Here is a 19,494-nt window from a genome sequence, read left to right on the forward strand (position 1 = left end):
TCCAGGCCGGCCGCCCGCAGGTAGATGACCTCGTCCTTGACGTCCTGCCGGCCCAACGCCGCCCCCTTCGACCCGATGACCATCGGTGGACATCGGGTCGCCTGGAGAGACCAGGGAACGGGCGAATCTGACACACGTGCTCCCGGCAGCCGCCAGGGGCGGCTGCCATGGCACAAACCGTAGTCCCGGAACCGGCCTCCATCGCCAGCCTTGCTTCACGAGCTCACCGGCATCACAGAATCACCGGCTTACCAGGCGACCCGGCCCTATTTTTCCCTGCATCCGTGGAGGCCAGCGCAGCGGCCTGGCGACCCTTGCTCGACAACAGCGGTAGCTCGCGGCCAGCAGTCCCCCTGCGCGGACCGCAGCGCCTCGTTCACCCCTCAGGTACCGCGGCGTGGGAGCCGGGACTCGATTGCGCGGCAGCCCGCAGGCCTTCCTGTGATGGTGAGTGTGCACGATATTTGCTTGTCGAAAAATGTCGACGTTGCCCCTGTCTGAGGCTGCCCGAATCCGCGCGCGAAAACTACCCGCGGTGACTGTCGAATCATTTTTCTTCAAAGAAAAATCTGTCGTTCACCCTGTGTGGAGACCGGTGCATCGTCCGACGATTTCCAGATCTGGTGAACGTTGACTTGTTTTGCTTGTCGACAAAATATCGCACACGCCGGAGGCGGTCATGGTTCGCGACGCTGACGATGGCCGTCGGTGGTCATGGTGAATTCATTTTGCTAGGCGACAAACGTCGTCGATCACCGGCCGTGGAAAGGGTCGGTGATGCGAACCGATGCCGCCCCTGGTTTCTGTCGGATCATTTTGCTCATGCGCAACATTGGACAGTACCCACCTGCGGTTTTGGCTGTACGAGTTCACCGTGAGCCTCCACGGTGACTGTCGCAGAAGCTCGATGAATTTGCTTGACATCAACCGGTATCTGTGACCATCGAAGGAATCCGACGGACGATTCCCGCGCCGGCCACCTGAGGAGTTAGTTTACAACGTTTGCTGATTGACAAAATTTGACGAACTCCCAGTGGGGTCTCTGTCAAATTTTTGCTCGAAAGCCATCGGCGGAGAGTGTCGTCGACGGCAACGAATTCCGAGATGGTCCCCGGCGATCTGCGGCAACGATGGTTCATGCCGGCTCCTTGTCGTCGCGCTCGTCAATGGCGTGAGTGTAGAACGTTTGCTTATTAACAAAAGGCGGCGGACTCCAAACCATGCTCGGGCCCATCGCATCCGGGGTACCCGCGTGCTGGCCGCGAGCAGGGCCGGTGCCCTTGCGGAACTCCCATAGCAGCAGGGACTCCCACCGCCCCAAGGCCTGCCGCCGTAGGCACCTTGTCGTCGCAGTCGCAGTCGCAGTCGCGGTCGCGGTCGCAGTCGCAGTCGCGGTCGCGCCTTGGGCGTCCCGCATCGGCTGTGCGGCCCACGCGGATGACGTGACCATCCCGCCGGAGCGGTCGCGCGAATCGGATGTGTCGCCACTGCCATGGAGAAGCCTCCGCGCCGGATTCGGGCAGCGCGCGGATCTGTCGTCGTGGGGCCGAGGCCTGCTGCGCGAGGCCTGTGGTCAACGTGCGCTGGAGCGCGGGCCCCGCTGTCCACAGTTCGGTGGTCCACGGCGGGAACGATGACCGCTGGTGGGCATCGTGTGGATAAGTCTGGACCGTTTCTGCCTGCCGGCCGGCGCCTGCGCACAGGCCGCCAACCCGGGTTCGCTGCGGCGCGTGCCGTCGCAGCTGGCCGGCGGAGCAACGAAGATCCCGCGGGAACCAGCCACACAGGCGGAAAACAGCTAACGATTTCCGCCCATGGGCCTCGTTCACCCACGGCGAGACCGAGCTCCGGAGGGCTTTCCACAGCTGTCGATCCGAACCGGGCCCCCCGCTGCGGAGCGGCAGCACGACCGAGACCGACCTGAGGACATCACTACCAACACACAAGCGCCATCGATGTCGTCGCGGGCAGATGGGAGTCAGGCCGACTCATCGCCGATGGCGTGGCGTGTTCCAGGCATATTTCCCGACAACGTGCGTTGTGGCAATCATGGCACATTGCTCGCTTTGTGTCTGTACCTCGGCGCGGAATGGCACCGAGAACTTGAACGCACTCCATATATGGGCAGCGTGCATCGAGAGCGGCCGAGTTATCCACAATCTCGACCCACGCTGACACGAGGGGTGCACTCTGGTCGGCCTTGCATCGTTGAACCCGGCCTGAGCTGGCGGAACTGCCAAGATGATCACAACTCTGATCTATGGAGAGCTGTGGGCGGCGGGCCAGCGGAGCCGCTCGAAGGGCTGTCACCTCGGCGGGCTGGGGGTACTGGCTGTGGACAACTCGGTGGTCGCCGTCCCCGCCGCGATCCCTGCCGTCGAAGATCAAGGGTGAAGAAACCTCGGCGGCAGGCGTCCCAGCGGTGAGCGATGCCGTAGTCTGGGGACGTTGGTCACCCGGGTCTCACGTCCTGGCGGCCAGACCCACGGGGGCGTAGCTCAACTGGCAGAGCACTGCCTTTGCAAGGCAGGGGTTAGGGGTTCAAGTCCCCTCGTCTCCACCAGCAGGTTTGCATGATCGACGATCGTCAGTCGCTGTCGGGAGTCAGCGGATCGTCAGCAGGGTCATCGAGAGCCGACCGAAGACGATCCTCGTAGTCCGCCGGCCGGTGGGTGTACCGATCGAGGGTCGTACTCGCGTGCTCGTGCCCCAACGCCGCCTGGACCAGGTTCACCGGCACGCCCTCAGAGACGAGCCACGTCGCGTAGCAGTGCCGGAGCCTGTGGAAGGTCAGCGACGACGGCAGGCCGGCAGCGTCACGCGCCGGTACCCACACGTTGCGCCGGAAGTTCGAGCGCCGCAGGTGGTGCCCGACCGAGTCCGGAAACACGAGAGCATCCGGCCCCGAGGGGACGATCTCAACCTGTCGCCGGAGCGCAGCCCCGAGCAGGGACGGAACGGGTACGATCCGCCGTCCGGCCTCACTCTTCGGGTAGGGCTTCATACTGATCTGCCCTGACACCTCCACCGCCGTCTCCACGACGACGATCCGTCCGGCCGCCAGGTCGACATTCCGCCAGTGGAGACCGACGCACTCACCCCACCGGAGCCCCGCGTAGCCCGCAGCAAGGACGAGCGCCCGGTACCGTTCCGGCACCTCCACCAGGAGCTTCCCCGTCAACTCTTCACGAGTGATCAGTTCATCGGACGACGCACCCTTGCGGCGCGCAGGCAGGCGGACACCCTCACACGGGTTGATCGCAATCAGACGGCCCCGGACAGCGGCCTTCATAATCGAGGACATCAGGCCGAAGCAAGAGACCACCGTCTGTGCCGCAAGCTTGCCCGCCAGGCGAGTTATCCACGCCTGGACATCGAGAAATGAGATCTTGTTCAACGGCCAGTCTCCCCACTGCGGAACGATGTGGCAGCGCATCCGCGACTTCGCCGCATCTGCCGTAGTCAGCTCCACCCGACGACTTTCCTCCCACCGGCAGGCGTGGTCGCGGAACAGCACTCGCCCCGCCGAGGGATCGAGGTAGGTCCCCCGTGACTTTTCCGCCTCCACCGTCGCCAGGAAACCGGACGCATCTTTCTTGGTACGGAAGGACTTAGCTCGCTGCCTGCCGGACGGGTCGCGCCAGTTCGCCCGCCAGGTTCCCGCCGGAGTCTTTACCACGTGCCCCATCAGGCCACCTCCATTCGCCCGGAAATCCACGCTTCGAAACGCGCCCGAGGGACCACCCACCGACGCTCACCGGCACGAATCGCCGGAATTTCACCCGATCTCGCCATGGCATAAGCGACGCCACGACTCACACCCAGGAGCACCGCCACCTCATCGACGGTGTAGGTAAGCCGCTTCAGAGCGGCACTTTCAGCCACGACGTCCAACCTCCACAGCAGAATTCATGCGGCAACGTTCCGAGCTAGGTGCGCCTCCTCACGCCGTGACCGTGCTTGGTCTGCTGCTTGGAGTGCGAGCCATCGGTCGCCGTCGCGTCGGTAGCCGACGGAGTGGAACCGCCAGGACGCCACGATCACGGTTTCGTCGGAGTCGTCTGGCCTGCCGAAGGCGTCGAGTGGCACCCGTTCCTGGCCGTTGGGTGTGTGGGTACGTTGCCAGGTTCGGCGCGCCTCCCGCCGCCTACCGAAAGTGGTCGAGTAGCGCCGCGACTTGGTGAGCCAATGCCCACGGAACCCGAACTCATGGGCATGGGTATGCAGGCGCAGGTCATCGAATTCGGGCCAGACACCGAGCCGCCACGCCGCCCTCACGAGCGCCGCCTGATGCTCCGTGAGAAACGGCAGCAGCGCCGAAAGCTCCTCGCCGTCGCGTATCCGCCGGTCGAGCCTGCCGGAATCCGTGGTCGATTTCGTGATGTACTTCGCGAGGTAGTTCCCGACCGTCGCAGGGGTGAGATCACCGGTCTCGACATGGATGCGGCGGATGTCGAGCTGTGCGCCCCAACGGACTTCCGCCCCGTGAACCGGTGTCGGGCCGGTCACCGGAGCCGTGTCGGTCAGACCGGCGCCCGCGAGGGTGGCGAGTGCCTGTTCCATGGTGATCGGGGCGTGCAGGTGCGGGTCAGGGCAGGGCACCCGCACCGCTTCCGCTGCCTGTCGCAGGCAGCGCCCCACCAGCTCACCGGTCGCCCAGTCCGGTGGAGCGATCCACTCGCCGTCCCGGGTAGAGCCACGGTCGAGCCGGAGAATCGCGTGCAGGTGGACCAGGCCCCGCGCCTGCATTTCCGCGACCTTCACATACGAGATCCGTAGCGCGGTCCGTACCGCCCGCTCCGAGGTGCCCAGGTGGGTGGCGAGCTTGCGGTAGGTGAGATCCACGGTGCGTTTCCACAGCCTGGAGACGCAGGCGTTCCACACGACCGCCGCCGGGTAGTCGAAGCACTCCGGGCAGAGTGCCTGCCCGAGCAGGGGGTCGTCGTCGCCGTGTACGCGGAAGCAGCCGCGGGAACGACCGTGGGGGCAGCGGCCCCGGCGCGGCCGGCAGACCTGCGCAGGTCCGTGGTTGGAACGTCGGGAGTGCACCGGGCCGAACGAAGGTGCCGTCAGGGTGACGAACAGGCCAGGGTGTGAGCCGACCGTGGCGGGTACGTCCGGGCCGCCGGTCAGGCCAGCGTGGACGATCTGCCAGGCGTCGCCCTGGTAGAGGTAGGAGCAGGACGGGCAGACCGAGGCCCGCCGGTTCCCGCAGGGAACGAGTAGGGTGCCGTCCGGCATGGTGGCGCTGTCGAGGACACGGCGAACCTCACCGGTCGCGACGTCGACGTGATCGACAGCGCCGACCAGCCGAATCGGGCTGGTGCACCCCGCTACCCTGTCGAGCTGAGTAAGGAACGCCGGCAGGGTGCCATCTTCGATGCGCTCCCGCATCGCGGTCAATGAGTCGGGAAGCATCGCCCCCCCTCCTTTCCTGATGTGCGTTTCAGCCTGGACCTTCGGACCCGGACATTCCTAGGCCCGGAAGCATGCGGTTTCCCGGACAAACCCCGGACGCATGCCGTCCGGGGTAGACGCGACCTGGACAGGACCCGGACAGAACCTGGACTTGGAGCCGACGTTCGTTCTTCCCGGGCGCGGTGCTGGTGTGATCTATCGTGCGTCGAACCGGTGGCACTTCGCTACATCGAAAACCGGCTACTTTCCGGCACTTCTCATGGCACGGGAGTGGCACCCAGCAGGGCACGGGAATGCTCGCCAGGTCACGTGTGTGGACGGTCGCAGCGGCGACTCACCGGTTTCCCGTTCCGGGGGCGCAGAATTGTCTATCGGACAGCGGCCCTGTCAAGGGCACTACGTGAACGCCCTTGACAGAACCACCGACCGATAGTTGAGAAAGGCGCCCGGAGCCGGGAAAAAAATGAAAGGGGTTGGGACAGGACCGGTTGGGCGTACCGGTATCCGGTTGGTCCTGTGGTCAGGCAGAGCGGCTCACCGTTGGTATGGGTGAACCGCACGAGGAGCGGACCGTCCTGGGCATAGTCAGCCAGCGACGCCGGGGGCTTACGCACCGCAAGCCCCCGGCACACCGGACAGATCAACGCCGCCGTTAAACCGCTCATCCGCGCCGGGAACGGCGAGACACGGTCACCGTGCCCTGTCCACGGCAGGCAGGGCACCCCGCCGCACCTTGCCCTTCACAGGCACGGCAGGAGCGTCGAGCATTCCCAGAGTTGACGTTCCGTCGAGGCATGGAATCATCCCTTTCACAGGTCGGAGTTCGAGGTCTGGTTTCGCCGTTGGAAGTCGCGGGAGAACTCCGCCCACGCCGCATCGAGTTCGTCATCGCCGAGGTAGGCGCCGTCACCGAGAGGGGTGTCCGAGGTGAACGCCCCGTCGATCGCCGAGGACAGGTCTGCCAGGGGACGTGTCGCCGCCACCGACGACGCCACCGGCAGGCTTCGCGAGGCAGCGAGCGGAGCCGGGTAGCCCGCCGCCAGAGCGGCGACGTCATCGTCATCCGGGTAGGCCGCGCGGACCCGGACCGGTTCACGGCGACCGTCGAGCTTCACATAGCCGGTGCCGTGCGCCCAGGTCGGGATTTCCTCGCAGCGTGCACCCCGTTCCCACGCGCCAGGCCCCAGCACCATGCCGACCTGCGTCGGTTCATCCAGGCGCAGCGCGATACGGGTCGGGAACAGCTGCCGGTAGGGCACGACTTCCTTGCTCGGGTCCTGGACCGCGACGAGCAGCGCTGAGCCCGGAGCGCGGCCCTGGGAGCAGATGATCTGCACCGCCGAGTCCACCTCCCGCGCGAGGGTGTGATCGGGCTGGTAAGCGGAAAGGAACGCGAACTCATCCACGATGCCCAGCCGGAACGGCGTGGCGACACTCGGCGTGAACTTCCGTCCGTGGCCCTTCAACGCGGTCGAGCGCTCACGGGTGACACGCGCGAAGTCGGTCAGCAGGTCCGCCATCTCCTTCGTGCTCTCGTCCGCGTAGCGGGTGAACAGCGACCGCACCGGGTACAGCTCCATCCCGCCCTTCGGGTCGATCGCCCACACCTCCACCACCCCCGACGCGATCAGGGGAGCCAGCGCCCGCAGGATGCTCTGCAGCACCGAGCCCTTCCCCGCGTCGGTCGCGCCCGCCACGAGGACATGCGTCCCGAGCAGTCGCAGCAGCCACGGCGACCCGTCGTCACACCGGCCGATCTCCAACCGGGACAGGTCCGGAGCCGCGGGGACCGGCAGAGCGGGAATCGTCGCGGCGAGCAGGTCACGACGGCGGATATCGAGCCACAGCCGCCCCGGAGCCACCGTGCGGACCCGCACATCCTCCGAACCCAACGCATGGGCCAGAGGAATCACCTTCGCTTCCAGATCCTCGGGTGCCTGCCCGTCCCGCAGGCGCAGCAGCAGCGAATCCGCCGCCCCCGTTGACCGCACCCGCAGGATCCGAGGCCACGCCTCCACTTCCTCTGTCGGCTTGACCGTCAGGGCATGCGCGCGCATCAGCCGCCCCCAGCGCGGCGAGTAGCGGGTCCACCGCAGCCACCACGACCGCAGCCGCAGGCCCAGCCACAGCCGGTACGACCCCGGATGCGCCAACCGCCAGACCAGCGCCGACAGCGCCAGCAGACAGGCCAGCAGCAGCGGCAGGACCCAGCCGACCCGATCCACCAGCAGCAGCGCCGACAGCACCGCGAACATCGTCCGGGGGAACCGCAGGACCAGCCGCAGCGCACCCGACAAGCCGGCACGCACCGCCCACCCCGCCAGCGCCCAGAGGGTCTGCCCGATCGTGTCGTCCGAGGACACCGCGAGCGGGACCCGGCGTGAGACCAGGACCCGCCGCGCCGGATCAGCGTCCGCGAGCAGGAAGCGAAGGTGTGATGAGGTCATCCGACTCCCCGCCTCCTCGCTTCCATCAGCAGCAGTACGAAATAGCGATCCAGGTCGTCCATGGCCACGGCGACCCGCTTCACCAGCGCGCGGAAATCGTCGTCGTTGACGTCGTTGAACGTCGAGGCGAGCCGTTCCAGCGGTGGCCAGGAATCCCGCGCCGACTTCTGCGCACTGCGGATACGCGCGACCGCCTCACCCGTCATCCACCCCGACAGCCTGTCTCTGCGCATCAGCCGTTCACCTTCCCGTGATTGGTACGTTCGTGTTCCGTGTAGGCGCCCGGATTCCGGTCGTACCAGGATTCGGCGCATACCTTGTGAACCGGCTTCCCGGCAGGGGAACGGACCATCGCCTTTTTCCCGCAGAGCACGCACGGCTCAGGTTCACCGACGCTTCCACGGGACCCCGGAGGGCCCGTTCCCCAATCCAGAAGGGGCATCAGCCCCGTGACCGTCGCCGGCGTCGTGGTTCGAGCGGAATCGGTTCCGCCGCCTCACGTGCCGGGACCAGCGGGATCGCGAACGGTGCCGGTGCTGGCGGACCGTCCCCGTCGAACGGCAGCGACATCTGCCCTGCGGCCTGATTCTTACGCCGACGAGCCATCGCGCCGCCCACCTCGCCGGGCACGGTCGTTTCGGTCGGAGGAGCCGCCGGACATGTGACCGTGCACGAGCCGGTCATGCGTGTCCCGCTGCCCGCTCATTTCCGCGATCGAGGACACCGGCCGTGAGGCCAGGCCGCACCGGTCGCAGGAGTAGGAGTGCGACTCGCTCACCGGCCGAGCCTCACCGGTCGCCGCACGGCACGGTCACCAGGAAGCGGGCCGCAGAGCCGGCAGACCATCCCCGGACCGCAGGAGCATCGCCGCGCGTAGGTTCCGCCGGACGTCTGTGTGGTACACATAGAGAGTCCTTTCTCTGTCGCAGGGGAATCGGACACGTGGCGCCCCGGGAACGGGAGGAGCGGGCAAACTCAGCCCCGTTCCGGGACGTCACCTCACATCGGAAGGTCAGGAGCCGTCGCGGTACCGCGACCACGCCGTGTGCTCCGCCTTTTCCGCCGCGCGGAGCGCTTCACCCGAGGCACCCTTCGCCTTGAGGGTCGACACCCGATCCCGAGCACCGTCCGCCGCAGCCAGCGCAGCCGCGCGCTGGATATCCTTGTTCGAGCGCATGCCAAATAGACCTTTCGTCGCAGGGAACCATCGGTGTTACCGATTCCGGATACGTCGAGGAGCGGGCAACTCACGAACGCATCCGAAGCCTGTCAGGAGCGACGTCGCCCCCGCTCAGCGCGAATGTCAGCGCCGAGGTTTATGAACTCCTCTTCGCGGCGATAGTCGCCACGGTCACCAGCCCGATCAGCCTCGCGGGAGGTGACACGCTCCGCCGCATCGAGATCTTCCGCGCTCATCGACCGGAAAGCCTCGGGTCCGGTAACCCCGTTCAGATTTGCGATCACCCCACGCGACCCACCCCGACCGGAGGGCATGCCTACGCAGCCTTTCCGGACCGCACGGCAGCCGGAGCGCGCATCTCACGGGCACGCAGGCTGAAGCCGACACGAGGGGTCTTCCGCGACTGATCGACGTACGCGGTGACCGTCATCCCGTCGAACTCCACAGGCCGGAACGGCGTACCCGGCATCACCTCCGGTGGGACCGGCTGATGCTCCGTTACGATCTTCACCTTGACCTCAGCCTGCCCGGCCCGCAGGTCCGGCGTGGCATCGAGCACCCGAACGACCCACACCCGTGCACCGGTCTCCTTGTCCCGCACCTGCGAATCAACGACACCGGCCTTGACCTTCTCGAAATCGCGGTCAGCCTCCACGCCCAGCACGAACGCCCCGTGCGGGAACACGTCCCCGAAGCGCACGGGAATCCTCATCGGCACAGCCATGATCCGAGGACCCTTCCAAAGAGAGCGACTGTCTCGCTCGGTATCGTAATAGTACACGGTGCACTAGTACACTGTCAACACGGTCGGAGGGTAGCCGTTTGACTACCCTCCGCGCAGCCTATGCAGGAAGATCGTACTCGTACGCAGCCGGTCGACCAGGTACAGAAACGTACTCTCCGTACTCAATCACCTCACCGCTCTGGTCAAACAGCCAGTTTTCGCCGGCCCGAACGGGAGAGCCATCGCCAACCCCAAGGGCCGCAGCCTCGCCCGAGGTAGCCGCCCTAGCGTCAACCAGTTCCTTGCCAGACACGACCGTCCGCCCTGCCACACTCTCGATATAGGCAGGTGTTCCACCCTGGATACGCTCCGACTCAAGAAGCTTCGGAGCGGTAGCAGCCAAGGCGCCATCGAACCACGAGACCGAAGTCTCCACTGGAACGTCGTCACGATACGTAACACGTTCACGCCTAATGGCGTCCGACCCCTCCGAAAGGCCCAGCGCACTAGCGACCCGAGCGGGAGCCGGAACCACGGTCGCAGCGACGATGCGCGCATACTCGTTTTGAGGATAGATCTTGCCGGCCACCCTCATTGCGATAAATCGATCGCGCGGACCACTTCCAGCCAGTGTACTCACAACAGTTCCAATCCCGGGAATCGTTCGAACGAGCCCTTCCGACTGAAGGGTGGCAATCACCTTAGTGGCCGTCGCGTTCGAGATTCTCCACTCCTGAGAAATCTTCCGAACAGATGGAACCGGATCCCCCTCCCCTAGCTCGCCGGACACGATTCTTGCCTTGATATCTTCTGCCACTTGACGAAAAGGCGGCAGCTCACGCCGAACTTCCGGAGCCATCCGTCCCACCTCCCTTGGACTAGACCAGTACCCAGCACCTCCCATACTACACCGTGCCCTAGGACACCAATCACCATGCGATTCACCCGTGACGTCACTGGCATGTCACTCTGCGCCACCTTTGCGCGTCAACCGCGGGGGTGTGCCAACTTTCCTTACTTGTTCAAGGCGGGGGGCTGACGCCCCCCGCAGGAGCCCCGCGCCGCGCACGACACGCCGAGCAGGGCCCCAGTCGGTTCGCCGCGCGACACGGGGCCCCGCCTCCCTCCGGTCGGCACCCCGTGGCGCGTCGACCGCCGACCCCATTCGGCGCGTCGGCACGTCGCAGGGCACCCGCGAACGAGCCATGATCGAAGTCAGCCGATCGTCAGCACGACCGTCAGCACCAGCCGTCACCGGTCGACACGGGACCACATGAAGACCACACCAGGCGACACCGGAAGTCACGCAAAACGCCCACATGTCGCGGAAGCGCAGTGTTTGCAAGGCAGGGGTTAGGGGTTCAAGTCCCCTCGTCTCCACTCGCTGGCTGCTCGCCGGCCTTCGGCCGGCTTCGCCGTCGCTGTGATGTCTGCCCGGGGGGCGACCCCCGGACCCCCGGTGTCGGGCTTCGCCCGACCTGACGGGGCCGGGATGATCGTTGTGTTGACAAGTCGCGCGCGCCCCGCTGTGGCGGGAGCGCGAAGCGGCGTTGTGCGCCGCGGCGAGCCACCTCACCGAAGCCACGAACCGGCTTGGCCTGGCTGAGTTCGTCGACCCCGCACCGCGCCGCTTTCATACCCGGGACATCCAGGTACTCGGCGCCGAGCGTCTCACCCGTGCGCTGACCGAGGCGATCAGTGATCCGCGGCTGCGAGCCCTCCTCGCCCGCCTCGAACACCGACCCGACGGCCCACTCGGCCATCTGCCCGGCGGGATCGACCAGGCCGTCGACAGCGTTGAGATCCTCACCCAACCAGGCCGCCGCCGGGACTACGCACTCCTACTCGGACTCCAGGCCTGAACGCTCGCAGGCAGGATAAGCCTGTAAGCAGGCCAGGACCCGTTCTCCGGCAGGTCCTCAGCGGACCCCGACCCCGGATGGGAGGGGAGACGGGTGTGCAGGTCGCACCTGGCCATCAGGAAGTGAACGCTGCGACGGTGTGAGTCCTGGAAGGGGATTCTGCCTACGCCGGGTGATGAGCCGTGCCGTTGTGGCTGTCTGACGGAATGATGGCTATGTGACTGTCGATCTTCGTGGGGCCAGTATTAGAGCGACCCTGCCGTGCCTCGGATCGGTGGCCGGTTTCAAGGCCGGCTAACGCGTCATCGGCGCGTCATGGCAGCAGTGCGACCGGTTTCGTGAGGCGGACGACGGAGAAGTGTCGCCGGTCGAGGGTCGCGATGGCGTCGGCGCCGAGCCGTTCGGTTATGGCGAGAACGGAGGCGTCGACGGCGCCGAGAGGGAAGTCGCTGTATTTTTCGACCAGTTCGACCAGTTCGACCATCCGGTCGAGGTCCTGGCGAGCCAGCGGGATCAGGCTGATCTGTCCTGTGCTGATGGAGCGCAGGAATGCGGATTCGGCGCGCGTGCCTTTCTCCCGTTCGAGCATGAAACAGACTTCGGTCAGAACGGGATAGGGAACGAGTAGCGGCCGGGGCGTGCGCCGCATGAGCGCGACGCTGCGGGCGTGGTGCTCGTCGTCGGTGTCGGCCGCAGCGATCAGTGGCCCAGTGTCCCAGACAATCACTCGGGGTCGCGCCCGAGTTCCGCGCGCAGGATCTCAGCCGAACGGGCGGCGAGATCGCCCTTGCCGCTGGCCAACGCACCGACGAAATCCGGCAATGGCCACTCGTCGCCGCCGTCCTCGGCGGGCGCACTCTCGCGCACGAGAGCCAGGATCGGCGCCACTTGAGACTCGGGTAGGCGGTCGATCAGACTGTGCAGTTCGTCCCGCAGAGTGCTCACCCATCGAGGATACGACCGACGCGTGGCCAGCCACCGAGATCCGCTGGGACACGAGCTGAACAGCGGGTCGCAGCCCCGCACCGCCGCCACGCGGTTCGCCCTGTCATACCGGGATGTCGAGGAGTTCCTCGCCGAACGCGGCCTCGAGGTCGATCGAGTCACGATCTACCGGTGGACGCAGCGCTTCACGCCCGTGCTGGTCGGGCGGCTCGGCCGTGTCGGCGTCGGCCTGGCGAGAGGCGGTTCGGCGTACGCAGGTCACCCCGACCGGCACACCGCTGCAGGCTGGTGTCTACATCGACGGTTTCAACCTGTACTACGGCGGCCGTGGGCTGATGGGCGGTGCCGGCAAGCCCGGCTGGCGCTGGCTCGTACCGATCGATGGTGCGAGTAACCCCGGGCAACCGGGCGGGTGCGGCCCGGGACGGGTTCAGTGCGATGAAACCGCAGATAGGCGGCTTGGCATGGCTAGGAGCCGAGCGATACGACCGGCCCCACGATGTTCGGGTAGTGGTTCGTATTGTGGATGGTTTTGTCCACCACGCCGGGTCACATGCGTGTTGACCTGCGAAATGTTCGATTCATTGATCGTTTTCGTAGTGTGGCGGGGTGCTTGCCGGATGGCAGCGTCGCGTTTGTGCGGGTCACAGGCTTGTGAGTGGTTCGAGTCCCATCCTGCTTTTCGACGGACTTGCTATCCAGCGTAGTCGCCGGCTCCGAGGCTAGGGTCGGTTGCCGATATCAGTTCGTCATGACAGGTCCGGCGCGGCGTGCCAGACCTGTCGGAGGTGCCCGGAGTGCGGGAGTTCCAGTGGGGCGCGGTGCGGCTGCACGTCCTGCACCATGCGGCCCAGGAGGAGATCCACGGCGCGTGGATGACCGAGGAGCTCGCCCGGCATGGCTATCAGATCAGCCCCGGAACGCTTTATCCGAGGCTGCACCGGCTGGAAGCGGACGGGCTGCTGGTCTCCGAGTCCCGGGTGGTTGACGGCCGTACACGGCGGGTCTACAGGGCGACCGAGGCCGGGAAGCAGGCTTTGGCCGAGGACCGATTGGCGTTGCGGGAACTGGCCCGCGAGGTTCCTGGCGGTGACGTCTTGTAGCTTGGTGAGCCGGTTAGCGATGTGCGGCAGCGGTGTCCGCGGCCGGGGCGGCCCTCTGGCGGGCAAGATGGGCGTCCAGGGAGCACGTGCCGGCGCCCACCAGGAGCAGGAACAGGCTGCCGCATAGTTGGGCCAGGTCGGTGCGGGACTCATGGACGAAGTCCCACCAGCCGGACTTGTCGGTGAAGAGCGGGGCGTCCGCCCACAGGATTGGCAACTTGGTGATCAACAGGGCGCCGAGCATGTTCACGATCATCGGCAGTGTCGCGAGCCGGGTGAGTAGCCCTGCAAGAATCAGAGCGCCGCAGGCGATCTCGAAGACCCCGTCCAGGGGCGCGAGGAAGCCGGGGAAGGGGACCCCGGCCTTACTGAAACGGCCCGTGCCGAGATCGGCAGGGTAGAGAAACTTCTGAATTCCCTCGAAGTGGAAGATGGCGCCGACGTAGAAGCGGATGAGGAGCGTCGCGGCGGGTGCGCTGGTGGCAGTCAGCTTCGTCTGCCAGGTGTTGGTCCAAGCCATGGGAGGTGCCCCCTTGCCTTCAGTGACGTATCGCGTGCCGATATCGTCCTGCGAGGTACAGAGGGGCCGGCGGTTTCACGCCCCCCGACGCGGGGCACGCCGCGCCCGGGACGCGACGCGCGGGTGACCCGCCCCGAAACCCGTAGGCGGCGGCGCCGAGGGCCAGCACCGCAGCCCCGGAGATGATCGAGGACGGCGGCAGGGCGAAGGCCAGGATGAGGCAGCCGGCCAACCCGACTACAGGGATGACCCGCGCCGGACGGCCCTCATCCCGCGCGCAGTGTCCAGGCGGTGGCGATGGCGCCCCCATGCGTCCCTACCGCGGAAGGTGCACGCTTTGAGATGTAGGGGCGCGGTGGGTCCCACCGCATGGCTGCCATCCCGCTGCTCCGGAGGTCGCGCGATGATGTACTGGTATGATCACGAAATTAGTGGGTGGGGCTGGTTCGCCATGTCCATCGGCATGCTGCTGTTCTGGGCTGTGCTCATCACCGGGGCGGTGCTGCTCGTACGGGCCCTGATTCGTTCCGACGAGCGGAGACATTCCGCGACGCGCTCGTCCAGTGAGCCTGGAGCGGCTCAGGGGCCGGCTGTGCGGTCTCCCGAGGAAGTTCTGGCCGACCGCTTCGCTCGCGGCGAGATCGACGAACAGGAGTACCGCGCCCGGTTGGCAACCCTTCGAGACACCGCCGGCCTCGTCAAACACTGACCGTAGGGCGGCGCCGGAGCCGCAGCCGCAAAATGTGGCGCTCGGCTACGTGGAGCCAAGCGGCCACGGCCCCGGTCGATCTCGCACTGATGGTGCCCAACGCGGTGACCCGGCAGGAGAAACGGTCCTGGTCGAACAGTCCTGTCGGACTGACTGGTGTTGCCCGCCTACCTGGTGGCGCCGGCCCGGTCGGGCAGCGAGTTCTCGATCCGGTGCTGGATGCTGCGGTTGAGGCGGCTCAACGAGCGGACGAGTTCGCTGATCTCGGTGGGGTCCCAGTCGGTGAGGACCCGCTCCAGGCCGCGTACCGACCATGAGCGGTGCTGGTCAAGCCGTTCCCTGCCGTGCGGGGTGAGCCGGAACATCCGTGCCATGCCACCGGCGGGGTCGAGGATGCGCTCGACGAGCCCGGCGCGCAGCATGGCGGCGGTCTGCCGGTTCACGGTCGAGGCGTTGAGCCGGAATGTCTCGGCCAGCTGCCCGATGGACTGTGGGCCCGCGCTCTCGAGCCGGCCCATCAGGAGATATGCACTGCGTTCCAGCTGTTGGCTGCCCGGGTCCCAGCCACCGGCGAACGCTCCCATCGACGGGTGACGCGTCAGGAGCACAAGCTCGTGTTCGAGCTGGGCGATCTCCCGTTCACTCAATTCCCGTCTCCTCCTTCGGCCGACAGACAGGCCACCCGCAGGTGTGCCGTCTTCCTATCAATGTGCCGCTTCACAGGCGATTCAATGCGCCGCTTAACGGGTGATCGGAGCAGGCGCAGCGACTGGGGCTGCGGCCGAGGCGGAAGCTGGGGCGGCGGTTGGGACGGGGACTTGCAGGACGGGGGCTTGCAGCCTCGGGATGGCCAGCTCCACGAGCGCGGCCAGGGCCGCGCTGCCGGCACAGATCGCCAGGCACACCCGGATGCCGTTCTCCGCGGGGACGGCAGTCGCGCCGATCTTGATCGTCATCTGGCCGAGAACGAGGCCCACCACAGTGCTGGAGGTGGACGTCCCCAGCGAGCGGGCCAGGGAGTTGAGGCCGTTGGCTGCGGCGGTCGCCGACCGGGGCACCGACCTCATGATCAGGGTCGGTGTGGCGGCGTAGGCGAAGCCGACGCCGGCGCTGTTCACGATGCCGAACAGCGTGACGCCCCAGGCGGTGCCGATGAGAAGCTGCGCCAGGACGTTGCCGAAGCAGATGATCATAGTGCCCAGCAGCAGGCAGGTCCTGGGTCCGCGTGCCTGCGCCAGCCGCGCGGCGAGCGGTGAGACCGTCATCATCGCCAGGCCTCCGGGCGCCATGAGCAGCCCGGCATCGAGCATGGACAGCCCCTGCCCGTAGCCGGTGGCGGTGGGCAGCTGAAGCATCTGAGGCCCGAGCAGGCTCGTGGAATACATCGCGAAGCCGACGACGATGGTTGCGAGGTTGGTCATCAGCACCGGGCGGCGGGAGCTGGTGCGCAGGTCCACGATGGGTGACGGGGCACGCAGCTCCCAGGCGCCCCAGAGCACCAGTACGGTCAGTGAGCCGACGAAGAGGCACAGAACGGTCGCGCTCGTCCAGCCCCACTCGGCGCCTTTGGAGATCGCGAGCAGCAACGCGACCAGCCCCACGGACAGGCCGACGGCCCCCTTGGCGTCGAACCGCTGCCGAACGCGGACGGGGGACTCTGGCACCACCCTGGCGATCAGCACCGCGACGAGGGCCGACAGTGCGGCGGCGAACCAGAACAGCGCGTGCCAGCCCAGATGCTGGGCGATGACCGCGGACAGCGGAAGGCCCAGCGCGCCACCCACACCGAGCGACGAGCTCATCAGCGCGACCGCTCGCCCGAGCCGCTCGGGTGGCAGGACGTCCCGCATGATGCTCATGCCGAGCGGGATGAGCGAGATACCCAGGCCCTGCAGAACTCGTCCGACGATCACGGGTGCCAGTGACGAGCTCAGCGCGCACACCAGGGAGCCCGCCGACACGGACAGCAGGGCGACCAGCATCAGCCGGCGCTTGCCGTAGAGATCGCCGAGCCGGCCGAGCAGCGGGGTCGCGACGGCCGAGGTGAGCAGCGTCGCGGTGATCACCCAGGAGGTGTTGGAGACGCTGGTGTCGAGCAGCTCCGGCAGCCGTGGGATCAGCGGTATGACCAGGGTCTGCATCAGCGAGACCATGATTCCGGCGCCGGCGAGGACGCCCACGACACCGCGGCCGACCGGGGGCGTGCTGGCAGGAGTGCTCACCGGGACCAGCTCCGTTCGTATGACCCTGACCATGGACGCGGTGCTTGTGCGCAGATGTGCACTATGCATGACTAGCGCAGAGCGCAGGTGCCGTGCATTGTGCATGTGTCGTGCGACACCCATGTGCTTCCGACGTCGCGTCCAGGTGCGGTGCCCCGCCGAAGCTGACGGGGCACCGGGTTCAGTTCGGCGTGGAGCCGGTTCTGAAGTGGAGCCGGTTCTGGTGGAGCTGGTTCTGGTGTGGAGCTGGGCGGGGCCGCCGTCCGGTCAGGCGCCCTTGGTGGGGACGAGCGCGACGACCGGTATGACCCGGGACGTCAGCTCCTGGTAATGCTCGAACTGCGGGTTACGCGCCGCCTGGCGCTTGTAGATCGAGCTGCGCTCGCCGCCGTGCAGCTCGATGGCGGTCACCTGCAGCACCTGGCCGTCGACCTCGATGGTGGCGGCTGGGTTGGCCCGCAACTGGCCCAGCCAGCTGGGATCCTCGTCGGCGCCGTCGTTGGCGGCGAAGACGTAGTAGCGGCCCTTGTCGAGGTAGTAGTTCAGCGGGCACACGTGCGGTGACCCGTCCGGCTCGGGGCCGCTGTCCAGCAGCAGCAGCGTGGCGCCCTCGAAGAGGCCCGCAGGTCGGCCCCCGTTGGCCCGGAACTCCTCGATGAATTCCTTGATCTCCTGCGCGCTGTACATCTTCCTGCTCATCAGCCCGCCTCTGCGTGGATGCCGATCCCTGACGCGGTGTCGGGATCTTCGGAGAAAAGCACCCTGGTTACGTCCCGGACCCAGGCCACCACCGTGCGACGTTCTTCACGTGGTGGGCGCGGCGCGCGGCGCCTCGGCGGTGCCTTTACGGCGCCTGATCGATGGCGCCCGCGCGGCCGGTGGGTCACTGTTGGAGATGGATGGCGACCTGGCCGGCCGGCCGGACGGGGATCGGCGGGGGAATCGGTCGGCTTTCCGTCGCGCCGGGCTGGCATGACGCATCGACACAATGCGACTACGAGACGCATATTCCATGCCGGTGCTGGCCGGTTTCGCGGGTTTCCTGGCCGACTGTGCGGAGACGGTCAGGGGCGGGGAGCGTAGAAGTAATGGTGTGGTCGGGAGCACACTCCCGGACGGGAGGTCGAGGAGGCCCATGAACATCGACGACATGATCCTGGTGAGCATCGACGACCACGTGGTCGAGCCGCCCGACATGTTCAAGAACCACGTTCCGGCGAAGCTCGCTGACCAGGCGCCGCATGTCGTGCGCAACGACAAGGGCGTCGACCAGTGGATCTACCAGGGTCGGGTCACCGGTGTCAGCGGCCTGAACGCCGTCGTCTCCTGGCCCGCCGAGGAGTGGGGCAAGGACCCGGCCGGGTTCGCGGAGATGCGCCCGGGTGTGTACGACATCCATGACCGGGTGCGGGACATGGACCGCAACGGCATCCTGGCCTCGATGTGCTTCCCGACCTTCGCCGGGTTCAGCGCGGGCCATCTGAACCACTACAAGACCGACACCACCGTCACCATGATCCAGGCGTACAACAACTGGCACATCGACGAGTGGGCCGGCACCTACCCGGGCCGGTTCATCCCGCTCGCGCTGCTGCCCACCTGGGACCCGCAGCTGATGGTGAACGAGATCCGCCGGGTCGCCGCCAAGGGCTGCCGCGCGGTCACCATGCCGGAGCTGCCGCACCTCGAGGGGCTGCCCAGCTACCACAACGAGGAGTTCTGGGCGCCGGTGTTCAAGGCGCTGGTGGACACCGACATGGTGATGTGCCTGCACATCGGCACCGGGTTCGGCGCGCTGAAGCTGGCACCCGACGGCCCGATCGACAACCTGATCATCCTGGCCTGCCAGATCTCGTCGCTGGCCGTGCAGGACCTGCTGTGGGGCCCGGCGATGCGCAACTACCCGGGCCTGAAGTTCGCCTTCTCCGAGGGCGGCATCGGCTGGATCCCGTTCTACCTCGACCGCTGCGACCGGCACTACACCAACCAGAAGTGGCTACGCCGCGACTTCGGTGGCCGGCTGCCCAGCGAGGTGTTCCGCGAGCACTCCCTGGCCTGCTACGTCACCGACCCGACCTCGCTGAAGCTGCGCCGCGAGATCGGCATCGACAACATCGCCTGGGAGTGCGACTACCCCCATGCCGACTCGATCTGGCCGGACGCGCCCGAGTTCGTCCTCAACGAGCTGAACGGCGCCGGAGCGACCGACGAGGAGATCAACAAGATCACCTGGGAGAACGCCTGCCGGTTCTTCAACTGGGACCCGTTCGCCGAGATCCCCCGCGAGCGGGCCACCGTCGGCGCCCGGCGCGCCATCGCGACGGATGTCGACACCGCCATCCGCTCCCGCAAGGAATGGGCACG

19 protein-coding genes, 1 tRNA gene and 1 pseudogene are annotated in these 19,494 nt (G+C 66.8%); 7 read left to right on the forward strand and 14 right to left on the reverse strand.

All coding sequences use genetic code 11. The annotated features are described in order from the left end of the window. Positions 1 to 2,241: 2,241 nt before the first annotated feature. The gene (locus AWX74_RS40550) at positions 2,242 to 2,394 is read left to right on the forward strand and encodes a hypothetical protein (protein ID WP_165615968.1); all 153 of its coding nucleotides are present in this window, start codon (positions 2,242 to 2,244) and stop codon (positions 2,392 to 2,394) included. A gap of 93 nt (positions 2,395 to 2,487) precedes the next feature. Next, positions 2,488 to 2,563: transfer RNA gene (locus AWX74_RS37780), tRNA-Ala, on the forward strand. A gap of 24 nt (positions 2,564 to 2,587) precedes the next feature. Here AWX74_RS37780 and AWX74_RS37785 read toward each other — a convergent pair. The 8 genes from AWX74_RS37785 to AWX74_RS37825 all read right to left on the reverse strand — a co-directional run bounded on the left by AWX74_RS37785 (position 2,588) and on the right by AWX74_RS37825 (position 10,628). Further along, entirely contained in the window at positions 2,588 to 3,718 is a 1,131-nt protein-coding gene (locus tag AWX74_RS37785; RefSeq protein WP_242666604.1) for a tyrosine-type recombinase/integrase, read from the reverse strand. After that, on the reverse strand, positions 3,688 to 3,795 hold the full coding sequence (locus tag AWX74_RS41905; protein WP_235498221.1) for a helix-turn-helix domain-containing protein: 108 nt from the start codon (positions 3,793 to 3,795) through the stop codon (positions 3,688 to 3,690). Before AWX74_RS41905 ends, AWX74_RS37785 begins: the two co-directional genes overlap by 31 nt. Before the next feature lie 114 nt (positions 3,796 to 3,909). Beyond that, positions 3,910 to 5,418, reverse strand: a complete 1,509-nt coding sequence (locus AWX74_RS37795; RefSeq protein ID WP_091286995.1) for a replication initiator — start codon at positions 5,416 to 5,418, stop codon at positions 3,910 to 3,912. An 809-nt stretch (positions 5,419 to 6,227) separates the two neighbouring features. Then, on the reverse strand, positions 6,228 to 7,865 hold the full coding sequence (locus tag AWX74_RS37800) for an FtsK/SpoIIIE domain-containing protein (RefSeq protein WP_091286998.1): 1,638 nt from the start codon (positions 7,863 to 7,865) through the stop codon (positions 6,228 to 6,230). Then, complete coding sequence (locus AWX74_RS37805; RefSeq protein ID WP_054568066.1) at positions 7,862 to 8,098, reverse strand: hypothetical protein; 237 nt, start codon at positions 8,096 to 8,098, stop codon at positions 7,862 to 7,864. The genes AWX74_RS37800 and AWX74_RS37805 overlap by 4 nt, the downstream gene beginning before the upstream one ends. A gap of 779 nt (positions 8,099 to 8,877) precedes the next feature. Then, positions 8,878 to 9,042, reverse strand: coding sequence for a hypothetical protein (locus tag AWX74_RS40555; RefSeq protein ID WP_165615969.1), 165 nt, complete (start codon positions 9,040 to 9,042; stop codon positions 8,878 to 8,880). Between the two features lie 319 nt (positions 9,043 to 9,361). Continuing rightward, complete coding sequence (locus AWX74_RS37820; protein ID WP_091287005.1) at positions 9,362 to 9,769, reverse strand: plasmid replication, integration and excision activator; 408 nt, start codon at positions 9,767 to 9,769, stop codon at positions 9,362 to 9,364. Positions 9,770 to 9,887: 118 nt separating this feature from the next. Next, positions 9,888 to 10,628, reverse strand: a complete 741-nt coding sequence (locus AWX74_RS37825; protein WP_091287008.1) for a GntR family transcriptional regulator — start codon at positions 10,626 to 10,628, stop codon at positions 9,888 to 9,890. A 691-nt stretch (positions 10,629 to 11,319) separates the two neighbouring features. Here AWX74_RS37825 and AWX74_RS37830 point away from each other — a divergent pair. After that, positions 11,320 to 11,631, forward strand: coding sequence for a hypothetical protein (locus tag AWX74_RS37830; protein WP_226931165.1), 312 nt, complete (start codon positions 11,320 to 11,322; stop codon positions 11,629 to 11,631). A gap of 313 nt (positions 11,632 to 11,944) precedes the next feature. Here AWX74_RS37830 and AWX74_RS37835 read toward each other — a convergent pair whose 3' ends face one another. Beyond that, the gene (locus AWX74_RS37835) at positions 11,945 to 12,358 is read right to left on the reverse strand and encodes a type II toxin-antitoxin system VapC family toxin (protein ID WP_091287012.1); all 414 of its coding nucleotides are present in this window, start codon (positions 12,356 to 12,358) and stop codon (positions 11,945 to 11,947) included. Beyond that, complete coding sequence (locus tag AWX74_RS37840) at positions 12,355 to 12,576, reverse strand: hypothetical protein (protein WP_091287016.1); 222 nt, start codon at positions 12,574 to 12,576, stop codon at positions 12,355 to 12,357. Before AWX74_RS37840 ends, AWX74_RS37835 begins: the two co-directional genes overlap by 4 nt. Before the next feature lie 91 nt (positions 12,577 to 12,667). On the opposite strand from AWX74_RS37840, the pseudogene AWX74_RS39345 reads away from it, so the two are divergent. Together AWX74_RS39345 and AWX74_RS37855 are read left to right on the forward strand one after the other, a co-directional pair. After that, positions 12,668 to 12,787 (forward strand): annotated as a pseudogene (locus AWX74_RS39345) (IS6 family transposase); the annotation flags it as partial. 559 nt (positions 12,788 to 13,346) lie between these two features. Continuing rightward, the gene (locus AWX74_RS37855; RefSeq protein WP_242666605.1) at positions 13,347 to 13,679 is read left to right on the forward strand and encodes an Rv3488 family transcriptional regulator; all 333 of its coding nucleotides are present in this window, start codon (positions 13,347 to 13,349) and stop codon (positions 13,677 to 13,679) included. 13 nt (positions 13,680 to 13,692) lie between these two features. Here AWX74_RS37855 and AWX74_RS37860 read toward each other — a convergent pair whose 3' ends face one another. Next, positions 13,693 to 14,199, reverse strand: a complete 507-nt coding sequence (locus tag AWX74_RS37860) for a DoxX family protein (protein ID WP_091287025.1) — start codon at positions 14,197 to 14,199, stop codon at positions 13,693 to 13,695. Positions 14,200 to 14,650: 451 nt separating this feature from the next. Here AWX74_RS37860 and AWX74_RS37865 point away from each other — a divergent pair, with 451 nt between their 5' ends. Further along, on the forward strand, positions 14,651 to 14,908 hold the full coding sequence (locus AWX74_RS37865) for an SHOCT domain-containing protein (protein ID WP_226931166.1): 258 nt from the start codon (positions 14,651 to 14,653) through the stop codon (positions 14,906 to 14,908). Positions 14,909 to 15,075: 167 nt separating this feature from the next. On the opposite strand, the gene AWX74_RS37870 is transcribed toward AWX74_RS37865, so the two are convergent. From AWX74_RS37870 to AWX74_RS37880, 3 genes are all read right to left on the reverse strand, one after another. Beyond that, the gene (locus AWX74_RS37870) at positions 15,076 to 15,555 is read right to left on the reverse strand and encodes a MarR family winged helix-turn-helix transcriptional regulator (protein WP_054568872.1); all 480 of its coding nucleotides are present in this window, start codon (positions 15,553 to 15,555) and stop codon (positions 15,076 to 15,078) included. Positions 15,556 to 15,648: 93 nt separating this feature from the next. After that, positions 15,649 to 17,130 carry an MFS transporter gene (locus AWX74_RS37875; protein ID WP_242666606.1) on the reverse strand — a complete coding sequence of 494 codons (1,482 nt, stop codon included), beginning with the start codon at positions 17,128 to 17,130 and terminating at the stop codon, positions 15,649 to 15,651. A 267-nt stretch (positions 17,131 to 17,397) separates the two neighbouring features. Then, complete coding sequence (locus AWX74_RS37880; RefSeq protein ID WP_091287035.1) at positions 17,398 to 17,829, reverse strand: nitroreductase/quinone reductase family protein; 432 nt, start codon at positions 17,827 to 17,829, stop codon at positions 17,398 to 17,400. Positions 17,830 to 18,265: 436 nt separating this feature from the next. Here AWX74_RS37880 and AWX74_RS37885 point away from each other — a divergent pair. Next, positions 18,266 to 19,494 (forward strand): amidohydrolase family protein (locus AWX74_RS37885; protein ID WP_091287038.1); only part of this gene is annotated, 1,229 nt, incomplete at its 3' end.

It is taken from the genome of Parafrankia irregularis (genome assembly GCF_001536285.1).
In the GTDB taxonomy this organism is placed as follows: domain Bacteria; phylum Actinomycetota; class Actinomycetes; order Frankiales; family Frankiaceae; genus Parafrankia; species Parafrankia irregularis.

Coding starts and splice junctions, on each gene's coding strand:
- AWX74_RS37795 (WP_091286995.1), bottom strand. CDS start 5,418: ATGCTTCCCGACTCATTGACCGCGATGCGGGAGCGCATCGAAGATGGC.
- AWX74_RS37825 (WP_091287008.1), bottom strand. CDS start 10,628: ATGGCTCCGGAAGTTCGGCGTGAGCTGCCGCCTTTTCGTCAAGTGGCA.
- AWX74_RS37800 (WP_091286998.1), bottom strand. CDS start 7,865: ATGACCTCATCACACCTTCGCTTCCTGCTCGCGGACGCTGATCCGGCG.
- AWX74_RS37805 (WP_054568066.1), bottom strand. CDS start 8,098: ATGCGCAGAGACAGGCTGTCGGGGTGGATGACGGGTGAGGCGGTCGCG.
- AWX74_RS37880 (WP_091287035.1), bottom strand. CDS start 17,829: ATGAGCAGGAAGATGTACAGCGCGCAGGAGATCAAGGAATTCATCGAG.
- AWX74_RS41905 (WP_235498221.1), bottom strand. CDS start 3,795: ATGGCGAGATCGGGTGAAATTCCGGCGATTCGTGCCGGTGAGCGTCGG.
- AWX74_RS40555 (WP_165615969.1), bottom strand. CDS start 9,042: ATGCGCTCGAACAAGGATATCCAGCGCGCGGCTGCGCTGGCTGCGGCG.
- AWX74_RS37865 (WP_226931166.1), top strand. CDS start 14,651: ATGTCCATCGGCATGCTGCTGTTCTGGGCTGTGCTCATCACCGGGGCG.
- AWX74_RS37820 (WP_091287005.1), bottom strand. CDS start 9,769: ATGGCTGTGCCGATGAGGATTCCCGTGCGCTTCGGGGACGTGTTCCCG.
- AWX74_RS40550 (WP_165615968.1), top strand. CDS start 2,242: ATGATCACAACTCTGATCTATGGAGAGCTGTGGGCGGCGGGCCAGCGG.
- AWX74_RS37860 (WP_091287025.1), bottom strand. CDS start 14,199: ATGGCTTGGACCAACACCTGGCAGACGAAGCTGACTGCCACCAGCGCA.